16 protein-coding genes are annotated in these 16,087 nt (G+C 41.9%); 4 read left to right on the forward strand and 12 right to left on the reverse strand.

From position 1 onward, the window contains the following. The first annotated feature begins 41 nt into the window (after positions 1 to 41). Genes AC0VYG_RS11415 through AC0VYG_RS11430 form a run of 4 tightly spaced genes read left to right on the forward strand, consistent with a single transcriptional unit; the run spans position 42 to position 4,221 of the window. Positions 42 to 1,214: a benzoate/H(+) symporter BenE family transporter gene (locus tag AC0VYG_RS11415; RefSeq protein ID WP_475432385.1), complete on the forward strand. Its 1,173-nt coding sequence runs from the start codon at positions 42 to 44 to the stop codon at positions 1,212 to 1,214. A gap of 22 nt (positions 1,215 to 1,236) precedes the next feature. Then, positions 1,237 to 1,854, forward strand: a complete 618-nt coding sequence (locus AC0VYG_RS11420; RefSeq protein ID WP_475432386.1) for a GntR family transcriptional regulator — start codon at positions 1,237 to 1,239, stop codon at positions 1,852 to 1,854. Between the two features lie 10 nt (positions 1,855 to 1,864). Next, on the forward strand, positions 1,865 to 3,520 hold the full coding sequence (locus AC0VYG_RS11425; protein WP_475432387.1) for a tetratricopeptide repeat protein: 1,656 nt from the start codon (positions 1,865 to 1,867) through the stop codon (positions 3,518 to 3,520). Positions 3,521 to 3,522: 2 nt separating this feature from the next. Further along, positions 3,523 to 4,221: a sensor histidine kinase gene (locus AC0VYG_RS11430; RefSeq protein ID WP_475432388.1), complete on the forward strand. Its 699-nt coding sequence runs from the start codon at positions 3,523 to 3,525 to the stop codon at positions 4,219 to 4,221. Between the two features lie 114 nt (positions 4,222 to 4,335). Here the strand turns inward: AC0VYG_RS11430 and AC0VYG_RS11435 are convergent, their stop codons facing one another. The 12 genes from AC0VYG_RS11435 to nadC all read right to left on the reverse strand — a co-directional run bounded on the left by AC0VYG_RS11435 (position 4,336) and on the right by nadC (position 15,538). Continuing rightward, on the reverse strand, positions 4,336 to 4,989 hold the full coding sequence (locus AC0VYG_RS11435; RefSeq protein ID WP_475432389.1) for a sensor histidine kinase: 654 nt from the start codon (positions 4,987 to 4,989) through the stop codon (positions 4,336 to 4,338). Continuing rightward, positions 4,970 to 6,202, reverse strand: coding sequence for a response regulator (locus tag AC0VYG_RS11440; protein WP_475432390.1), 1,233 nt, complete (start codon positions 6,200 to 6,202; stop codon positions 4,970 to 4,972). The genes AC0VYG_RS11435 and AC0VYG_RS11440 overlap by 20 nt, the downstream gene beginning before the upstream one ends. 25 nt (positions 6,203 to 6,227) lie before the next feature. Further along, positions 6,228 to 6,434 carry a DNA gyrase inhibitor YacG gene (locus AC0VYG_RS11445; protein ID WP_475432391.1) on the reverse strand — a complete coding sequence of 69 codons (207 nt, stop codon included), beginning with the start codon at positions 6,432 to 6,434 and terminating at the stop codon, positions 6,228 to 6,230. Between the two features lie 17 nt (positions 6,435 to 6,451). Then, positions 6,452 to 7,060, reverse strand: coding sequence for a dephospho-CoA kinase (gene coaE / locus AC0VYG_RS11450; protein WP_475432392.1), 609 nt, complete (start codon positions 7,058 to 7,060; stop codon positions 6,452 to 6,454). Then, on the reverse strand, positions 7,057 to 7,851 hold the full coding sequence (locus AC0VYG_RS11455) for a prepilin peptidase (protein WP_475432393.1): 795 nt from the start codon (positions 7,849 to 7,851) through the stop codon (positions 7,057 to 7,059). Before AC0VYG_RS11455 ends, coaE begins: the two co-directional genes overlap by 4 nt. Continuing rightward, positions 7,852 to 8,916: a type II secretion system F family protein gene (locus AC0VYG_RS11460; RefSeq protein ID WP_475432394.1), complete on the reverse strand. Its 1,065-nt coding sequence runs from the start codon at positions 8,914 to 8,916 to the stop codon at positions 7,852 to 7,854. Then, positions 8,903 to 9,856 carry a GspE/PulE family protein gene (locus AC0VYG_RS11465; protein WP_475432395.1) on the reverse strand — a complete coding sequence of 318 codons (954 nt, stop codon included), beginning with the start codon at positions 9,854 to 9,856 and terminating at the stop codon, positions 8,903 to 8,905. Before AC0VYG_RS11465 ends, AC0VYG_RS11460 begins: the two co-directional genes overlap by 14 nt. Further along, positions 9,853 to 10,317: a pilin gene (locus AC0VYG_RS11470; RefSeq protein WP_475432396.1), complete on the reverse strand. Its 465-nt coding sequence runs from the start codon at positions 10,315 to 10,317 to the stop codon at positions 9,853 to 9,855. Before AC0VYG_RS11470 ends, AC0VYG_RS11465 begins: the two co-directional genes overlap by 4 nt. Before the next feature lie 66 nt (positions 10,318 to 10,383). Next, positions 10,384 to 11,217 carry a putative metalloprotease CJM1_0395 family protein gene (locus AC0VYG_RS11475; protein WP_475432397.1) on the reverse strand — a complete coding sequence of 278 codons (834 nt, stop codon included), beginning with the start codon at positions 11,215 to 11,217 and terminating at the stop codon, positions 10,384 to 10,386. A 120-nt stretch (positions 11,218 to 11,337) separates the two neighbouring features. Then, complete coding sequence (gene pta, locus AC0VYG_RS11480; RefSeq protein ID WP_475432398.1) at positions 11,338 to 13,458, reverse strand: phosphate acetyltransferase; 2,121 nt, start codon at positions 13,456 to 13,458, stop codon at positions 11,338 to 11,340. A 38-nt stretch (positions 13,459 to 13,496) separates the two neighbouring features. Next, positions 13,497 to 14,687 (reverse strand): acetate/propionate family kinase, encoded by a 1,191-nt coding sequence (locus AC0VYG_RS11485; protein ID WP_475432399.1) that lies wholly within the window; start codon positions 14,685 to 14,687, stop codon positions 13,497 to 13,499. Positions 14,688 to 14,689: 2 nt separating this feature from the next. Continuing rightward, complete coding sequence (nadC, locus tag AC0VYG_RS11490; protein WP_475432400.1) at positions 14,690 to 15,538, reverse strand: carboxylating nicotinate-nucleotide diphosphorylase; 849 nt, start codon at positions 15,536 to 15,538, stop codon at positions 14,690 to 14,692. Between the last annotated feature and the right edge of the window lie 549 nt (positions 15,539 to 16,087).

Here is a 16,087-nt window from a genome sequence, read left to right on the forward strand (position 1 = left end):
ATGGTTGGTTTTTTACAATCATGCTGTTTGAGGATTCCAGTATGCAGTCTATACTTAAAGACTTAAGCTTTAGTGCAGTGATGGCAGGGTTAGTTGCGGTTCTCATTGGTTTCGCAAGCTCTGTTGCCATTATTTTTCAGGCAGCAAAAGCAGCAGGGGCAGACGCTCATATCACCGTATCTTGGATTATGGCACTAGGTTTAGGTATGGGTCTTACCTGTTTTTTTCTTTCCTTATGGTATAAAACGCCTGTTATTACCGCTTGGTCAACGCCAGGAGCCGCTCTATTAGCAACCAGTTTAGGAAGTATTAGCTATGCGGATGCCATTGGTGTATTTATTTTTGCCGGTGTGCTGACTCTATTAACCGGGGTATCTGGGGTATTTGAAAAACTTATGCGACTAGTGCCAGTGCCCATTGCGTCAGCTATGCTTGCAGGGGTACTTTTTGAGTTTGGCCTAGGCATTTTCACCTCACTCAAAACTGACCCTTATTTGGTTGCTACGATGATTGCAACTTACCTTGTGATTAAATTAATTTCACCTAGGTATGTTGTTCTGGCGGTATTAACTGTCGGTATCGTCTACGCCTTAGCGAGAAGTCATGGTGCTTTATTCACTAATATTCCAGTTGGTCTAGGGCAGTTTGTGTGGGTTTGGCCGCAATGGAATCTCGGTGCGTTACTTGGTGTTGGTGTACCTTTATTTATTGTCACGATGACATCACAAAATATTCCTGGTGTGACTGTCATGAGAAGCAGTCGTTATAATACACCTGTTTCTCCATTAATTAGTTGGACAGGGTTAACCTCTATTGTCTTAGCTCCGTTAGGAGGTTTTGCCTTTAACTTAGCAGCCATTACTGCCGCTATCTGCTCTGGAGATGACTGTCATAAGGATCCTAAGCGTCGTTATATTGCGGGATTGTCTGCTGGTATTTTTTATATGGCCGCAGGGTTAGCGGGAACCTCAGTGGTGGCGCTTTTTTCGGCTTTCCCTCAAGCGATGGTTGCAGCCGTAGCGGGTATTGCGTTGCTCGGAACCATCGCAATGAATCTAAAGAGCGCCATGTCTGACGATATGTGCAGAGAGCCAGCGTTAGTAACATTTTTAGTTACGGCATCTGGCGTGTCATTTTTCGGCGTTGCTTCGGCATTTTGGGGAATTGTTCTAGGAGGCATCTTTTTATTGGCGTTTAAGGTTTTCAAAAGATGATAAGATCAAAGTGGGTTTGATTGTGCTTTCTGAGAAAATAAAAGATGATATTTTAAATAATGTGTTACCTAAGGGAACACCATTAAGGCAGGCTGAGTTATCAAAGCGGTATGGCGTCAGTAGAATACCAATACGAGATTCATTACTTGCATTAAAGGCAGAAGGCTGGCTCGTTCCCCATGGCAAAGCAGGACTGATGGTACCTAACTTAAATTGGAAGGAAGCAGAAGAGCTGTATTTAATGCGATCACAGTTAGAAGTGCTTCTTTTGTCATTCTCGTTTGATTTTATTAGACAAAAAGATACGTTAAAAGCGCATAGTATCTTAGATGTACTTGAAAAAGATGAGCTAACATTAATTGAGAAGGGGCATTTGAATTGGCTTTTTCATGAAGCTTTGTATTTGCCTGCCGATAAGCAAACCTTACAGAAGACTGTGTCTAGTATTAATCAACAAGTGACTCGTTATATCGGTTTTCAATATGGACCGATGGGCTATAAAGGTCAAAGCCAACAAGATCATCACGAGCTACTGACGTTGATTCAGTTGAAAAAGAAGTCGGCCGCGCTCTCTCTGTTGAAAAAGCACATTGAAGAAGCGGGTGAAAAGTTGACAAAGTATTTAAGGTCAATAGATTAATGGGTATGAAGTGAATAAAGACGTTCTTAAAAAAACAAGCGCCCAAGCTTTTACATCTTACGCAAATTACTCAGCGCTGATTGCGGATGAGTTTGAGAACTCTCGAAAATCGGTTAAGCAGATGTTAACGACAATTGGCATTGGGCAGATTGATCAAACTGCGACAGGAAAAGGGGTGATTGATGCATGCCGGGCAAAGAAATACGATCTAATTTTATGTGATTTTCGACTGGGCAATGGAAAAAACGGCTTGCAAGTGCTGGATGAGCTGCGTCAGCTAGATCTCATCCAGCCCTCGGCTTTTTTTGTGATTATTTCTGCTGAGACAAGTCGTGATATTGTATTTGGTATTTTGGAATCTTCACCAGATGATTACCTTGGTAAGCCTTTTACAGAAGGAGTATTAAGCAAACGAATAGAACGTCTATTTGCCCAAAACGTTGAGTTAGAAGACATAAAAAAGGCCTTTTCTAATAAGCATTATGAAAAGGTGGTAACACTATGTAATGCTCACATTCAACACGAAGGTCGTTACTCTCCTTGGTGTAAACGAACCCTTATTGACGCTTATTTAGAATTAAAGTCATGGGATAAACTGACTACTCTATGTGACGAAACATTGGCCGAGAGAGATATAGATTGGGCTTGGTTGGGGCTGGTTCGTATGCACGTTGCTAAGGAGGACTGGAATAAAGCGATTAAATCGGCTCAGACTCTTATTCAAAAATTCCCTCAGTGTATCCAAGCCTATGATTTACTGGCGCTAAGTTTTGAAAATAAAGGAATGCATACCCAGGCGCAAGAAGTATTAGAGTCAGCCTTAAAAATCTCTCCATTACGTCATGAACGGCAGCAAAAAATGGTCGATATCAGTTTAGAGAATGGTGACTCCCAGAGCGCGGTAAAAGCGAGTCAACAAACTCTCAAGCTTGTAACAAACACCATTAATGAGTCTCCTGAGCAGTATTTTCAATTAGCTGAAATTTTGTCAGAGGCAGCAACGGAATTAACGGGATCAGATAAAAAAAGAATGGCTTCTGAAGCCTTAGCAGCGCTAAATAAAGTCTCTAAAAAGTATACGAATGATCATGAAATTCGTATCAAAAAGGCACTGTCTGAAAGTCGAATCTATGCTCGGCAAGGACAAACAAAACTCCGTGATGAAACATTGGCTTCTGCACAAAAACTAATCGAACAATCACCCGATTCAAATACGATCGATGTTCGCATTCAATTGGGTAAGTCACTTTATTTAGCAGGAAGAGAAGAAGAAGCCAAACAAGAATGGAAAGAATTAGCTGCCAATAATACGCTCACAAGTAATCAATCTAAAGCGATGTCTGATTTCTTGGATGAGCCTATTCCAATAGGAGCAAGAGGGAAGGCAAAAGCCATCAACAGTAGTGGACTAGCCGCTTATGCGCAAAATGATTTTGATCAAGCCATTGAACTATTTGAAGAAGCGATAAAAATATCCCCCCATCATCCAGGGCTTAATATGAATTATATCCAAGCCGCTCTGAAAAAGATGGGCAAAAAAAAGCAGGATGGATTTTTATTAGCAGAATGTAAACAAGCCTTAACGAGAGCCGGTCATATCACATCGACTCATAAGCAATATTCTCGTTATATTAAGTTGAAAAAGCTAATTTCAAAAAGTGAGTGATTATGGGCATGAACGACGTAGAAAGAAAAAACGAGTTTTATCATGTTATGGATGCATCTATCCAAGATATGAAAAACTCTCTTAATTTGCTGCAGCATACGCTTGAAAAAATGCCAACGGCCGGCGAAGGGATTTCATTAGATGAGGTAGAGGCAAAGACATTGCACTATGAAGTCACTCGGTTACAAAATAGCACCGAGCAGCTTTATAGCCTTTACTTGCTTGAAAATGACAAATTGAGTTTGCAGTTAAAAGAAGTATATATACTTGAGTTGATTGAAGAGAGAATGATTTCTCATGCTGCACTCTTATCACGGTTTAACGTACAAGTTGACTTTGACGTTGATGAACAAATATACGTTTATAGTGATCCGGCAATACTGTCTCAAGCCTTAGATATTGCGTTGGTTAACGCTGCTCGATATACCAATAATCGTATTTATATCAAGGTTTGTCCCGTTGATAATGGCGCCATTATTACGGTGGAAGATAATGGTCAAGGTTACCCTGATTATGTTTTAGAAGATTTTTCGCATATGATAAACAAAAAAGAATTTGATAATTTAACGAATCAAATGTTGGCTTGGTATTTTTGTCATAGTATTGCGCATATGCATTATAGTAAAAAAGCAAACGGTTGGGTAAAACTGGATAATGATGGTCAGCTAGGAGGCAGCCGCTTTCAGATTTTTATTCCCTGATGCGACTTAAATTAATGGTGCCTGTTTTACGTTAAGCTCCCGTGCCACTAAGTTTTTTACTTATATGGCACCATGAAGCGTATGAGTCAACATTTTAGGAGAGTAGAAGCCTGTTTACTGAGGTAGATAAATGGCCAAACGAGCGCCCTTTAGAGTCGGCGAGTGTTCTTTTTTCAAGAAGCCTGACTTACCTTTACTGATGTGGGCGTTGGCTGAGAGTTGAGCAAAGTAGAGGCCAAGTCCTGTGTTGGATTCGACCAAATCTTCCTCTTCATTGTTATCAAATCCATGTCCATCGTCATCAATGCCAATAATAAGATAGTCATCTTCCACGCTGGCATTAATTTCTATTGTGCTTCGAGCAAACCGCAGCGCATTATAGACAGCGGTTCCTACGACAGCCGTCATCAATCTTTCATCAAATATACCCATTAGGTTTTCGGGGCATGCGTATGTTAGCTTGAGATTTTTTGCATTTGCAGAGCTGAGTAACGCAAAGACTTGATCGTCTAAAAATTCATCAATAGAAAAGGTATCAACATGAAGCTGATAGCCATCCGAGGCCAGTTTATATAAGTAAAGGTATTCCACCCATTCATCGTTGAGTTTTTTTAAAGACTCCTCGATTATCGTAATTTTTTTATTTTTACTATCATTTTCAGGGATTGACTCCTTAACCCCTTGAAGCTGATACAGAAGAGTGCCAACCTGATTTTTACTCTCATGAATGGCGCTTGCTAAGATAGTGCTAATGTCCATTTTCTTCATTTTTTTCCCCAAAAGCGACGTGGTAATGAGTAAGTTGTTCGTCAGTTGGTGCTGTTGCTTCACCCGATTCAGCTTCTTGTTGCCAAAGTTTCAAAAAGCCCTTTGCTGTCACCCAGTCTTTCTCTAATAGTGCTAATTCTAGCTGATAAGAATAGGTTTTTGCTCTGGTATCTGGCTCTTCGAAAAAATAACGATGTATTTTTTTTAGTGTAATATTAAATTGCTCTTTTTGTCTGCTTTGTAACGGTGCAGATTCAGCAAGTTTGACAATGGACTCAATGTGGCGAAGATAGACATCGGATGTATTGTAGCAAGAGTGCTTAGCAAGGAACACAGCGCGGCGAAAAGCAGCTTCAGCCGTTAAATAATCACCGATGGTAAAACTGAGTTCGCCCAAGTGGATTTGTCTTAATAAATTTTTTGGAGAACGTTGCAAGGCCTCTATTAGAATGGACTGCGCCTCATGAAGTCTTTTTTGTTTGGTTTTTATTTTCGCCAACCAATCATAAGCACTGACAAAAAAACGATTATCCAGCATCAATTGTCGAAACTTGTTTTCGGATTTATCGAGCATTCCCATATAAAAGCATGCTTTAGCTTCACCAAAGAGAGCCCATGGCATTTTCCTGTCTTTCAAAATGTTGCCAAACAAGGCTAGAGCATGCTCGTATTGCTCTTTTTCTAACAGACAATCGCCGATAACACGCTGACATTTTCCTTCTAAGGAAGGGTGTTGCTCCATCACTTGTTTAGCCTCTTCCATGGCTTTATCGTAATCTTTTTGATCTAAGGCCCGATTGACGTTATAGAGGCGATTTTTCATTTCTAACAACTTACCTAAGCGTCGCTGCAAAACCGCTTGCGAAAATGGTTTGGTAATGTAGCCATCAGGCTGGAACTCAATGGCGCCCATGACCATTTCGATAGAGGTTTCCGCCGTTACCATAAGGTAAGTTGCGGTATTAGGAATGAGGTGAGAGTGCCTCACTTCCTCTAAAAGCTGTTGGCCATCTTTACCGTTACCAAGATTGTAATCCGATAAAATAACATCAAAAGATTGTGTTTTTAGTAGCTCCATTGCCGTTTCTGCCTTCATTGCAATTTCAATATGCTGAAAGCCAAAATCACTTAGCATTTTCTTTTGCATGATGCGAGCTTCAGCCATATCTTCTATGAGCAAAGCTTTTTTATTTGCAAAATCGCTACTATCCATACAAGGACCCGTTTTGTCTAAAGTGTTAAAGAAATGATTTATTTGGGTCTACTTTTAGCGTATCAGAAAATATCTCCTCTTCATCTGATGTCTGTTGCGGAATAGCATAAGATTCGCTGGCCCATTCCCCTAGATCAATTAATTTACATTTTGCGCTGCAAAAAGGACGGTCAACGTTATCAGTGCTCCATTCTGTTTTTTTCCGGCAAGTAGGGCATTCAATCATGGTCATTTTTAATACTCGCTTTCTTATAATAGCTCTAAAATTCGATTATGTAACTTTTCTACTTTATTACTTAAATCGTTAATGTCATTGTCATTGCTAATGATTAGGTCTGCTTTTTTTAATCGTTCCTCATTTGTCAACTGGCTTGCTAAGATGCTGTCTATCTGTGCTGAGGAAACGTTATCTCTCACTAACACTCTTTCTTTTTGTGTTTTAGAAGAGGCGTCTATGGCAACTGTCAATTGGCAAATAGTGTTCTGCTTTGTTTCAAACAAAAGTGGATGAACCAATAATACGTATGCCGATGTCGCTTGAGCTAACCTGGTGTGAAGGCTATCGCGAATAATTGGATGGGTTAAGGACTCAAGCCACTGCTTCTCTTTAGGTCGCTTGAAAATAATGTCACGAAGGGCTTTGCGATCCAAGCTGCCGTCTTGTTGTAATATCTGTTTGCCAAAATGCTTCTGGATCTCATTGAGGCAATAGGATCCCACAATGACAACATCACGAGCAACGTCATCGGCATCAACACTTTGTATTCCCAGTTGGTTAAAAAAAGTGGCAATAGTGGATTTTCCGGATCCTATGCCACCAGCAAGACCAACAATGGGTGTTTTTTTTTCTACAGTCATAAATTCAAATAATAGTAATGAATGATACCTGAAAGAAACAAAAACGGTCCAAAGGGAATCGGCTCTTTGTTTTTTTCACGCCATAGTAAAATATACAATATCCCCATTAAACTAGCATAGAGTAACAGCGTAGTTAAATGTAATGCTCCTAGCCAAGCCCCAAGAGTCGCCAGAAGTTTTACATCTCCTAGCCCAATGGCTTCAATGCCTCGAACCTTTAAGTACACCCAACGCAGTAGGTAAAGAGCACTATATCCTACGATCATACCAAGAACCGCATTTTCCAAGGTGTCGGAGTGAATATTCAGGAGTAGGGCGGCAGCAAGAGCCATTAAGCAACATTCATCAGGAATAAGCTTATGTTGGTAGTCGATGATGGCGGCGGTAAACAAAGAGCATATCAAGAGACTATTAAGTGCCAGCTCTATTAGATCATGGCACGTCATTAAAAGAGGAAAACAGATACATAAACAAGCACTTTCTATAAAAATATAGAGGGGCGATATCCGCATTTGACAATAGCGGCAACGTCCCTTTAACAAGCAGTAGCTAAGTAGTGGGATTAAGTCTTTCCAAGAGAGTGTGTGATGGCAGCTCTCGCACCGAGAGCGTCCAGTCGATATTCTTTCTGGTATTTCAGACTCAAAAGGTATACCGAGAACATCATGTGCCTCCTTTTGCCATAGATACTCATTTAAGCGTGGCCAACGAATGGTAAATAAAGCAGCAAAGCTGCCAAAGCAAAGAATAATGAGAGCAAACAAAATCGTTTGGAGTGGTGTGAGTAACATCTAAGGAAGCTCTAATAAGGGCTTGTAAACTGACAATAAAGAAGAGGTGACAAAGCTACCAGCAATGATCAGGCACAAAGCAGGAATGACTTTTTCGTATAAAGATACGACTTTCGACCATTTTTTAGTGTGTTGGAGCCTTGCTAGTTTTAATGCTCTCTCTATGCTGCCGCCTTGAGAAGTGGATTGCAGGGCAACACTTGCTTCATTAGGAAACCAGTCTACTGGGAAACTTTGCTGATAATCCTGTCCGAGTTTTAACTTGTAATAAACCATTAAAATATCGTGTTTTATGCCGTTGTGTTCAAAATAACGAGGCATTGAGTAAAGTGCTTGCTGTAGAGGAGAGCCTGTTTTGCGGGTAGTCTCCAGAAGAGCAAATAATTTCGCTAAGCGAAAATGTGGATTCAGTCTTTCAAATAGGTTGCTGGCATTACCATTGGCTAGACTGATGGCAACACAAGCCTGTATCAGGCTTGTGAGAGTATAGATGCTTATATCCAATGTGATATCGAGTAAATGATGGCTTGTTGCTTTGGTCAAAAAGAGTGTGTGTAGCATTTTCATGATGAGTGAAATTTGAATAATACAAAAGGGATAGGCAATACTTTTCAATAGTCGATTTGACCAGTTTAAAAGCGTTTCTAGTTGCAAGATCGACACGGATAACCCCTGTTCCAAATCTTCTCTAGAGCCATCAGGTCGAATCAGTTTACAGTAGGCTTGGGCGTGAGCAGTACTAAGCTTGGAAATGATTTGATTAAAGTCGGTGCCTTTTTTCATTTCTTCCAGAATGGCTTGACTGTTTCTAGAAAGGTGCGAATCGCTGGTTATCTGAGACAAATTGTCTATTGCTTGATTAATTTGAAACCCAGACTGCAACGCGCTTTGCAGTTCTTGGTAGAAACCTAATAATCGCTTGTAATTAAATTTTTTGGGATGCCAAACGGACCATCTAACTTGCCACGCACCCTGATTAATAAGAAAGAGCTGCAAGTCTTTTTCTGAGTCAAAAAAATGGTACTGCTTGTCATCTTTTTGAAAGTGAATCTTATACCAAGGCATCAGTATCACTATGCATATTGGATTTATTGTAAGCACACCAGAGCTTAGGTGAGGATACTAAAGTTTGGTAATCTAGGGGCAAAGTATCTTGCCATCTAGGAGCTAGAGCAGTAAAGCACGCATGTTGGCTGTCTTTTTGATAGTTCATGTTTTGATGAATAATCAAGCGGATAGAGCTAACAAATGAGAAAAAGTCAACATTCCAGTTATGGCATCGATAAACCGCGTCTAATGCTGAGTTAGTATGCAAGGTTGCCAAGACTAAATGCCCCGTTAAGGCAGCGGCTAAAGCGAGATTAGCGGTTTCTGAATCTCTTATTTCACCAATCATAATAACATCTGGGTCTTGTCGTAGTAGCGACTTCAGTATAGTCGTTGGATGTTGGCCAATGTTTGGGTTGGGTTCGCATTGGTATACATTTGGCATCTCATACTCGACAGGGTCTTCGATAGTGAAGAGTGTTTTATTTCCTTTGTTTAGATAGTTTAGGCAAGAATACAGCGTGGTACTTTTCCCTGCTCCAGTCGCCCCACAGGCTAAAATTAAGCCACTGCCCATATCAAGCGCATACTTTAAGGCCTTTAATAACGTGGGTTGCATACCAATTCTATCGAGATCAAAGCGACGTTTTTCTGGTAGAAGCCTCAGTGCCACTTTTTCGCCTTTTACGGTAGCTATGATACTCACTCGTACAAAGGTATCTTGTTGTTGGTGAGAGAAAGTAAACTGGCCTTCTTGAGTGCGTCGTGTTTCAGATAAGTCTAAGTTGGAGCGCATTTTAACTCGGTTAATAAGCGTGTTAGATGCATCTAGCTTGGTTAGCAGTGAGACTTGTCCTAAGTGACGTAGGGAAACCTGGATATGCTCTTTCGTTTGCTCAATATGTATGTCTGTCGCATTAGACTGAGTGGCACTCAGGAGGATTTCTTCGAGGGTCATTCAATCCCCTCCGAAGCTGACGTCGCAATGCTAGTGCACTTAGGAGGCAATACCGATGCTTTTAAGTCGGACTCACAATGCCACTGACGATTTTTTTCACGGGTATAAGTAATGGTTTGGCCAGCATCAATGCCTGTATCCTCATTAAGTGTGATGACAATGTTCCCCGTTGCATTACTTGGATTTGTGACCGTAATACTTTGGGCTATTGAGTCATCAGGAAGGGGTTGAGTCAGTGTTTTGAAGGCTTGTTCTGCTGGGAATTTACCGTTCAGAAGGATGTATTCTTCCACTAAAGACTGATTTTGCGTCGCCAAATTTTGGGCCTCAACCAGTTTTGCCTTGGTGATTTGACGTACAAACGTTGGGGCGCTGAATGCCGCTAAAATTGAAATAATGGCAATTACCACCATTAGTTCTAATAGGGTAAAACCATGCTGTTTAGTTGGGGACATTGCCATGCTTCACTCCTTGAAGTCTCTGGTAATTTTGATGTTAGCGTCCTGCTAATTTTTATCCCCAATACCTTAAACGATCTGATTTAAAAAATCACCCCTTCGGCTGGCGTCGTCTTTATATGCACTGGATCTGCTATTTTGCATACTGGAGGGGATATCGATTTGAGGCGAAATGCTGTTAGAGGTCTCTGTCGTATCTGTCTGGTTACGCGTGTCGTTTACATTTGAATCAGCTAGACGGCTATTTTGAGTGGAAAGCTTTTCTTGCCGCTGCTTGGCAAGCTGTTGTCTCGCTTGCTGGATGATAGCCTGTGCTTCGGCTGCCGCTTTTCTATCTGCAGCGGAAGGTTCGGCAGGTGCCAAAGCGGCACGATACACCTGCTCCATATCAGAAATGGTTTTTTCGGGGTCATCAGGCGTCGGATTAACGATGATAGAGACTTCGCCATCCGTAATGTATCGCTTACCGTCAGGGCCTTGGGTATAAGTATAGGACGGGGAACCTGTCTTAACCCCGCCAACAGAAGCGTGAGCTTGTTCGTGGACTCTTACTTCTTGATCTCGCCGTTTGAGTTCCTCTACTTGTTTTTCTTCTTCCGGCGTTAAATCATTGCCCGGATCAAGCGCTTTTTTAGTCGCTCCTTCTTTTGGTTGTTTTTGCTGTTCTTTGTCATCACTGGTTTTTTCGTTGACACGATCTGACTCTTTGTCACGATTTTGAGACAAAGCTTGTCCTTGTTCGGACAATCGAATCACAAAATCACTGGAGGCTTTAGCATTGACTGCGTTAAGGGAAGTTTGATCGTTAGTATCATCGTGGCGTTGGTCAAACGCAGAATAGCCTGATGACGGATTGTTCATCATGGTATGACTTGAGATGGCATGAGGAAGGCTGCCAGACATGAATATTGACCTACAAAAAGTACCCGTTGACCGTTTTAGAATACGAGATAGATCAAAAAATGTCCAACAAAAAGCAGGGCATATCGCCCTGCTGTTTAATCTTTAGCCGATAGTATTGGCTTATAGTGTGCTGCCTTTAGCCGCTAATACTTCTGCTTGCCCTGCTTGAATCGCAGTAATGGCAATTGTATACACAATATCATCAACCAAAGCACCACGGGAGAGGTCGTTAACTGGCTTACGAATGCCTTGCAGCATGGGGCCAATACTCACTACCTCGGCGCTCCGCTGTACTGCTTTATAAGTCGTATTACCCGTATTTAAATCAGGGAAAATAAATACGGTTGCTTTACCAGCGACTCTACTACCAGGCGCTTTTTGTTTTGCGACTTTTTCCATAATGGCAGCGTCATATTGGAGAGGGCCATCAATCAATAGGTCAGGGCGACGCTGTTGGGCAATGGCCGTTGCTTCACGTACTTTGTCGACATCATTACCACTACCGGATCCGCCTGTACTGTAGCTAATCATTGCTACTTTCGGAGCAATACCAAAAGCCGTAGCTGAGTCGGCACTTTGAATGGCAATTTCAGCCAACTGTTCTGCGGTTGGGTCAGGGTTGATCGCACAATCACCATAGACCAACACTTGGTCAGGTAAACACATGAAAAATACCGAGGAAACCAGTGAGGCGTTGGGGGAGGTTTTCACCAGCTGAAGAGCGGGTCGAATCGTATTGGCTGTGGTGTGAATCGCCCCAGAAACCAATCCGTCTACATCGTTAGCTTGCAACATCATAGTGCCCAGTACAACGTTGTCTTCTAGCTGCTCACGGGCCACAATGTCAGTTAAACCACGGTGTTTTCTAAGTTCAACCATCGGCGCAACATAACGCTCACGTATGCTAGCAGGATCGAGGATTTCAACGCCATGGCTGAGTTCTACGCCGTTATTTTGTGCGATGCGTATAATTTCAGCTTCGTTACCAAGCAGGGTACAGCGAGCAATTCCCCGTTCAGCACAAATAGAAGCCGCTTGGATGGTACGAATTTCTTCGCCTTCAGGAAGAATAATACGCTTATTCAGTGAGCGCGCTTGCTCAATTAAGCGATAACGGAACGCAGGAGGAGACAGCTTACGTTCGTCTTGATTCATGGCAAACGAATTGATCCAATCATGATCAATGCAGCGGGCAATATGTTCCTTTACGGTAAGAATACGCTCTTTATCATCAAGAGGGATCTCTTGATTAAACGATTGCATAGTGATGGCGGTTTCCCAACTGTTGGAGTCAACAGACAAAACGGGCAAGCCTTTTGCCATGGCTTTACCGCATAGCGTCATTAAGGCTTCACTCGGCTGATAACCGCCGGTTAGTACAAGAGCAGCAATTTTTGTATCGTTCAATGCAGCAATCGCTGTCGCCATGATGATGTCCGTACGATCACCAGGGGTAAAAACCAACACGCCAGGTTTTAACGCTTCTAGCATGTTTTCAACACCACGCGCACATAAGGTGTACGATTGTACTCGTCGAGTTTCTATATCTCCGGCATTGACTATTTTGGCTTGCAAAAAGTCAGCAACATCTTTGACTCGAGGGTAGGTTAGTTCATCTGAAACAGGAATTTGGCCAAGTAAACTAAAGTTGCGTTTAAAAATAGCCCGCTGAGCAAACAAGTCTCCATAGGATTTTACTCCCAAAGAGCCTGGAATCGTCTTATTGAGAATACAGCCAATCACATCAGCCGCTTTAATCCCCCCATAAGAGCCCGCTGCAATTTCAACATGGTGCTCCAACTCATTAACACGCATATTGTTTGGCGCCGTGACCAGAACCAGTCCAGCATCCAATGTCCGCGCAATGGCTTTGTTTAAGCGGGTGGCATAAGGGTGGCCGGGGATTTGAGCAAGACCTTCTACTATGACCGTGGAGTCGGGTTCCACACTGGCTTGGAAACGACCGACCACTTCTTCCATCAGTTCTTCAATATTATCATTGTACAGATAGCGTTCAGCCTCATGAAGAGGGATGGGCTCGGCAGGACTGAGAGTAGAGCCTTGAGCGACCATAGCGGTGGATTTATCAGGGCCACTATCACCTGGATGAGGCTGAGCAATTGGTTTAAAAAAACTGGCTTTCAAGCCTTGTTGTTCTAAGGCTCTGACTAATCCAACAGAGACAGATGTTAAACCAACACCCGGTCCCGTTGGTACTGTCATCAATACATTAGTTGACATAACTTCCGTTCCTGTATTTGCGTATAACGCAATAATTGTTAGTGGTTAATTAGGCTAATGGTATCAAGCGCGATCACTAATTCTTCGTTGGTTGGAATGATCCATACCTTTGTATTGCTATGATCTGCATGTATTTCACTGGCAATACCACGAGGCGCATTATTGTTTTTATCTTCGTGAATGGAAATATTAAGCGCTTTTAAGTGCTGACAAATGACGTACCGCAAATAAGATGAATTTTCACCGATACCTCCTGTAAAAACTAGGTGATCAATACTTTCTAATGTCGTGGCCACGCTTGCTAGGTACTTTGCCGTACGTGATGCAAACATATCCAGCGCAAGTTTTGCACGATTATCACCAGAAACCATGGCTTCTTCCAATGTACGACAGTCATTAGAAAGCTCCGAAATACCTAACAAGCCACTTTTCTTATTTAAAATATCAAGCGCTTCATCGCACGATATGTTTTCTGCTTTGCTAATAAAAGAAGTCAAACTTGGATCCAAGCTTCCGCTGCGTGTCCCCATCATCAGCCCTTCCAGAGGGGTAATCCCCATACTGGTGTCCGATGACTTTCCTTTGTTGATTGCGCAGGTACTGGCACCATTACCCAGATGGGCAACCAGAACACCTTGCTGCTGACTTTTAGGATACAACTCTGCTAGACGCTGGCTGATATAGCGATAGCTTGTACCATGGAAGCCGTATTTTCGAAAATGATGATCTCGATACATTGCCATAGGAATAGGGTAAAGGTATTGCACCGGTTCAAGTGTTTGGTGAAATGCTGTGTCAAATACCGCGACCTGAGGCAGTCCAGGAAAAATTTGCAGAGCCACTTCGATGCCTGTTACATGTGCTGCGGTGTGAAGCGGTGCAAATTGCGAGCAATCAGCAATACCCTGAATAACGTTTTGGTCAATCAAAGCAGATTGGGTAAAGGTTTCACCACCATGCACCACACGATGGCCAATGCCGACTAAGTTTTTTTGGATGTAAGGATACTTTTCTAACCAATGTTTAATCTGGGTGACGGCTTGTTTATGGCTACTATCTTGTAGGGCTATTTTTGTTTTTTCTCCCTCAAATTTAAAACTAATAGAACTATTATCTGATCCTAATCGTTCGGCAATGCCTTCTACTATTAAGGTTTGTCCAGCATTAGACAAAATGGCAAACTTGAGTGAAGAGCTGCCACAATTAATTACTAAGATGCTGTCTGCCATTGTTACTCCTGGTGTACTCGTAAAGAAAGGTCGATTGCTTGTACATGTTTGGTTATGGCGCCGATGGAGACATAGTCAACTCCCGTTTTGGCGACCATAATCAATTTTTCTTGATCCATATTACCGGATGCTTCAAATTTGACTTTGCCTTTGTGCTGTTCGACAGCAGTCGCCATATCTTCATAAGAAAAGTTATCCAGCATGATGATGTCTGCGCCTGATTCTACTGCCATGGTGACTTCATCTAAATTTTCTGTTTCGACTTCTATGGTTTTACCGGGAGCAATTTTTTTTGCCATTGCAACGGCGTTAGCAATCGAGCCAGCAGCCATGATGTGGTTTTCTTTTATTAAAAAGGCGTCGTACAAACCAATACGATGATTGCTACTACCGCCAACTCTTACAGCATGTTTTTGCGCTAAACGAAGACCTGGGAGGGTTTTGCGTGTGTCTAAAATGGTTAAGTTGGTTGCGGAAACATCTTGAGTATATTGTCGAGAAATAGTGGCGGTATAAGATAAGGTTTGTAAATAATTCAGAGCAACGCGTTCACCTGTCAGAATGGTTCTAGCGTGCCCTTTTAATGTCAGAAAAGGCTGATTAGGCTCTAAAAAATCCCCCTCTTTATTGTGCCATGTGAGTGATACATTGTGCCCTAGTTGATGAAACACCTCTTCAACCCAAGCTTGTCCGCATAAGACCGCTGGTTCTCTAGATATAACAGAAGCGGTAATCTCCTGATCATTGGGAATAAGCTGGGCAGTGATGTCACCCGAGCCCACATCTTCTTGCAGGGAGAAAGCAATGCTGGATTGAATGTGTTCTTTCAAATCCGCCGAAAAGGATGTCATATTATTTCCTTAAATAAAAAAGCTTTGATGAAAAGCATATTGTAGCGCCATCATACGGGCACGTCAGTGGTGGTGATTATACAGGCCTTACGTATCATTACAGGTTGTCTTTGTTTTGAGTTATTCATAAGTTAAGAGTATACAGCACCGTCTCCTGAAAGGGCGCTTGTTTAAGGTTTTGTAAAATGCCTCAACAAACGATTTTTAATGCTTGATGACCGTCTTTTTGACACGTAAAAGCGATCATAGCTCTATCTCTTGACTGTTTAAATATCCTTTACGAAGCGTATTTAAGTATAAAAAATAAGCAATTATCTCTAAGATTCATAAAATTTATGGTTAGGATGTTTTGTATGAATGTTAGCGATAAATATGTTGATTTTAAAGGTCTGAGCTTGCCTTTTTGTATGCAAGTATTGATTTAGCTTTGTTGAATTACGTCTTTTTATGAGGTATCCGACGCGGATATGCACTCTACACTCTAGGCTATTTTGGCATTCAGTGTTAACCTAACGGTTGATTTTGAAGTGTTTATAGAAAATCAGAACC

The sequence above is a fragment of the Marinomonas sp. 63XJN7_7_ISO-PGPR-S23-202 genome (assembly GCF_056173505.1).

Excerpts from the sequence above, each read along its gene's own strand:
- AC0VYG_RS11455 (WP_475432393.1), bottom strand. The coding sequence starts at position 7,851 with ATGTTACTCACACCACTCCAAACGATTTTGTTTGCTCTCATTATTCTT.
- AC0VYG_RS11485 (WP_475432399.1), bottom strand. The coding sequence starts at position 14,687 with ATGGCAGACAGCATCTTAGTAATTAATTGTGGCAGCTCTTCACTCAAG.
- AC0VYG_RS11430 (WP_475432388.1), top strand. The coding sequence starts at position 3,523 with ATGGGCATGAACGACGTAGAAAGAAAAAACGAGTTTTATCATGTTATG.
- coaE (WP_475432392.1), bottom strand. The coding sequence starts at position 7,060 with ATGACTGTAGAAAAAAAAACACCCATTGTTGGTCTTGCTGGTGGCATA.
- AC0VYG_RS11460 (WP_475432394.1), bottom strand. The coding sequence starts at position 8,916 with ATGCCTTGGTATAAGATTCACTTTCAAAAAGATGACAAGCAGTACCAT.
- nadC (WP_475432400.1), bottom strand. The coding sequence starts at position 15,538 with ATGACATCCTTTTCGGCGGATTTGAAAGAACACATTCAATCCAGCATT.
- pta (WP_475432398.1), bottom strand. The coding sequence starts at position 13,458 with ATGTCAACTAATGTATTGATGACAGTACCAACGGGACCGGGTGTTGGT.
- AC0VYG_RS11470 (WP_475432396.1), bottom strand. The coding sequence starts at position 10,317 with ATGGCAATGTCCCCAACTAAACAGCATGGTTTTACCCTATTAGAACTA.
- AC0VYG_RS11435 (WP_475432389.1), bottom strand. The coding sequence starts at position 4,989 with ATGAAGAAAATGGACATTAGCACTATCTTAGCAAGCGCCATTCATGAG.
- AC0VYG_RS11415 (WP_475432385.1), top strand. The coding sequence starts at position 42 with ATGCAGTCTATACTTAAAGACTTAAGCTTTAGTGCAGTGATGGCAGGG.
- AC0VYG_RS11475 (WP_475432397.1), bottom strand. The coding sequence starts at position 11,217 with ATGTCTGGCAGCCTTCCTCATGCCATCTCAAGTCATACCATGATGAAC.
- AC0VYG_RS11465 (WP_475432395.1), bottom strand. The coding sequence starts at position 9,856 with ATGACCCTCGAAGAAATCCTCCTGAGTGCCACTCAGTCTAATGCGACA.
- AC0VYG_RS11445 (WP_475432391.1), bottom strand. The coding sequence starts at position 6,434 with ATGACCATGATTGAATGCCCTACTTGCCGGAAAAAAACAGAATGGAGC.
- AC0VYG_RS11440 (WP_475432390.1), bottom strand. The coding sequence starts at position 6,202 with ATGGATAGTAGCGATTTTGCAAATAAAAAAGCTTTGCTCATAGAAGAT.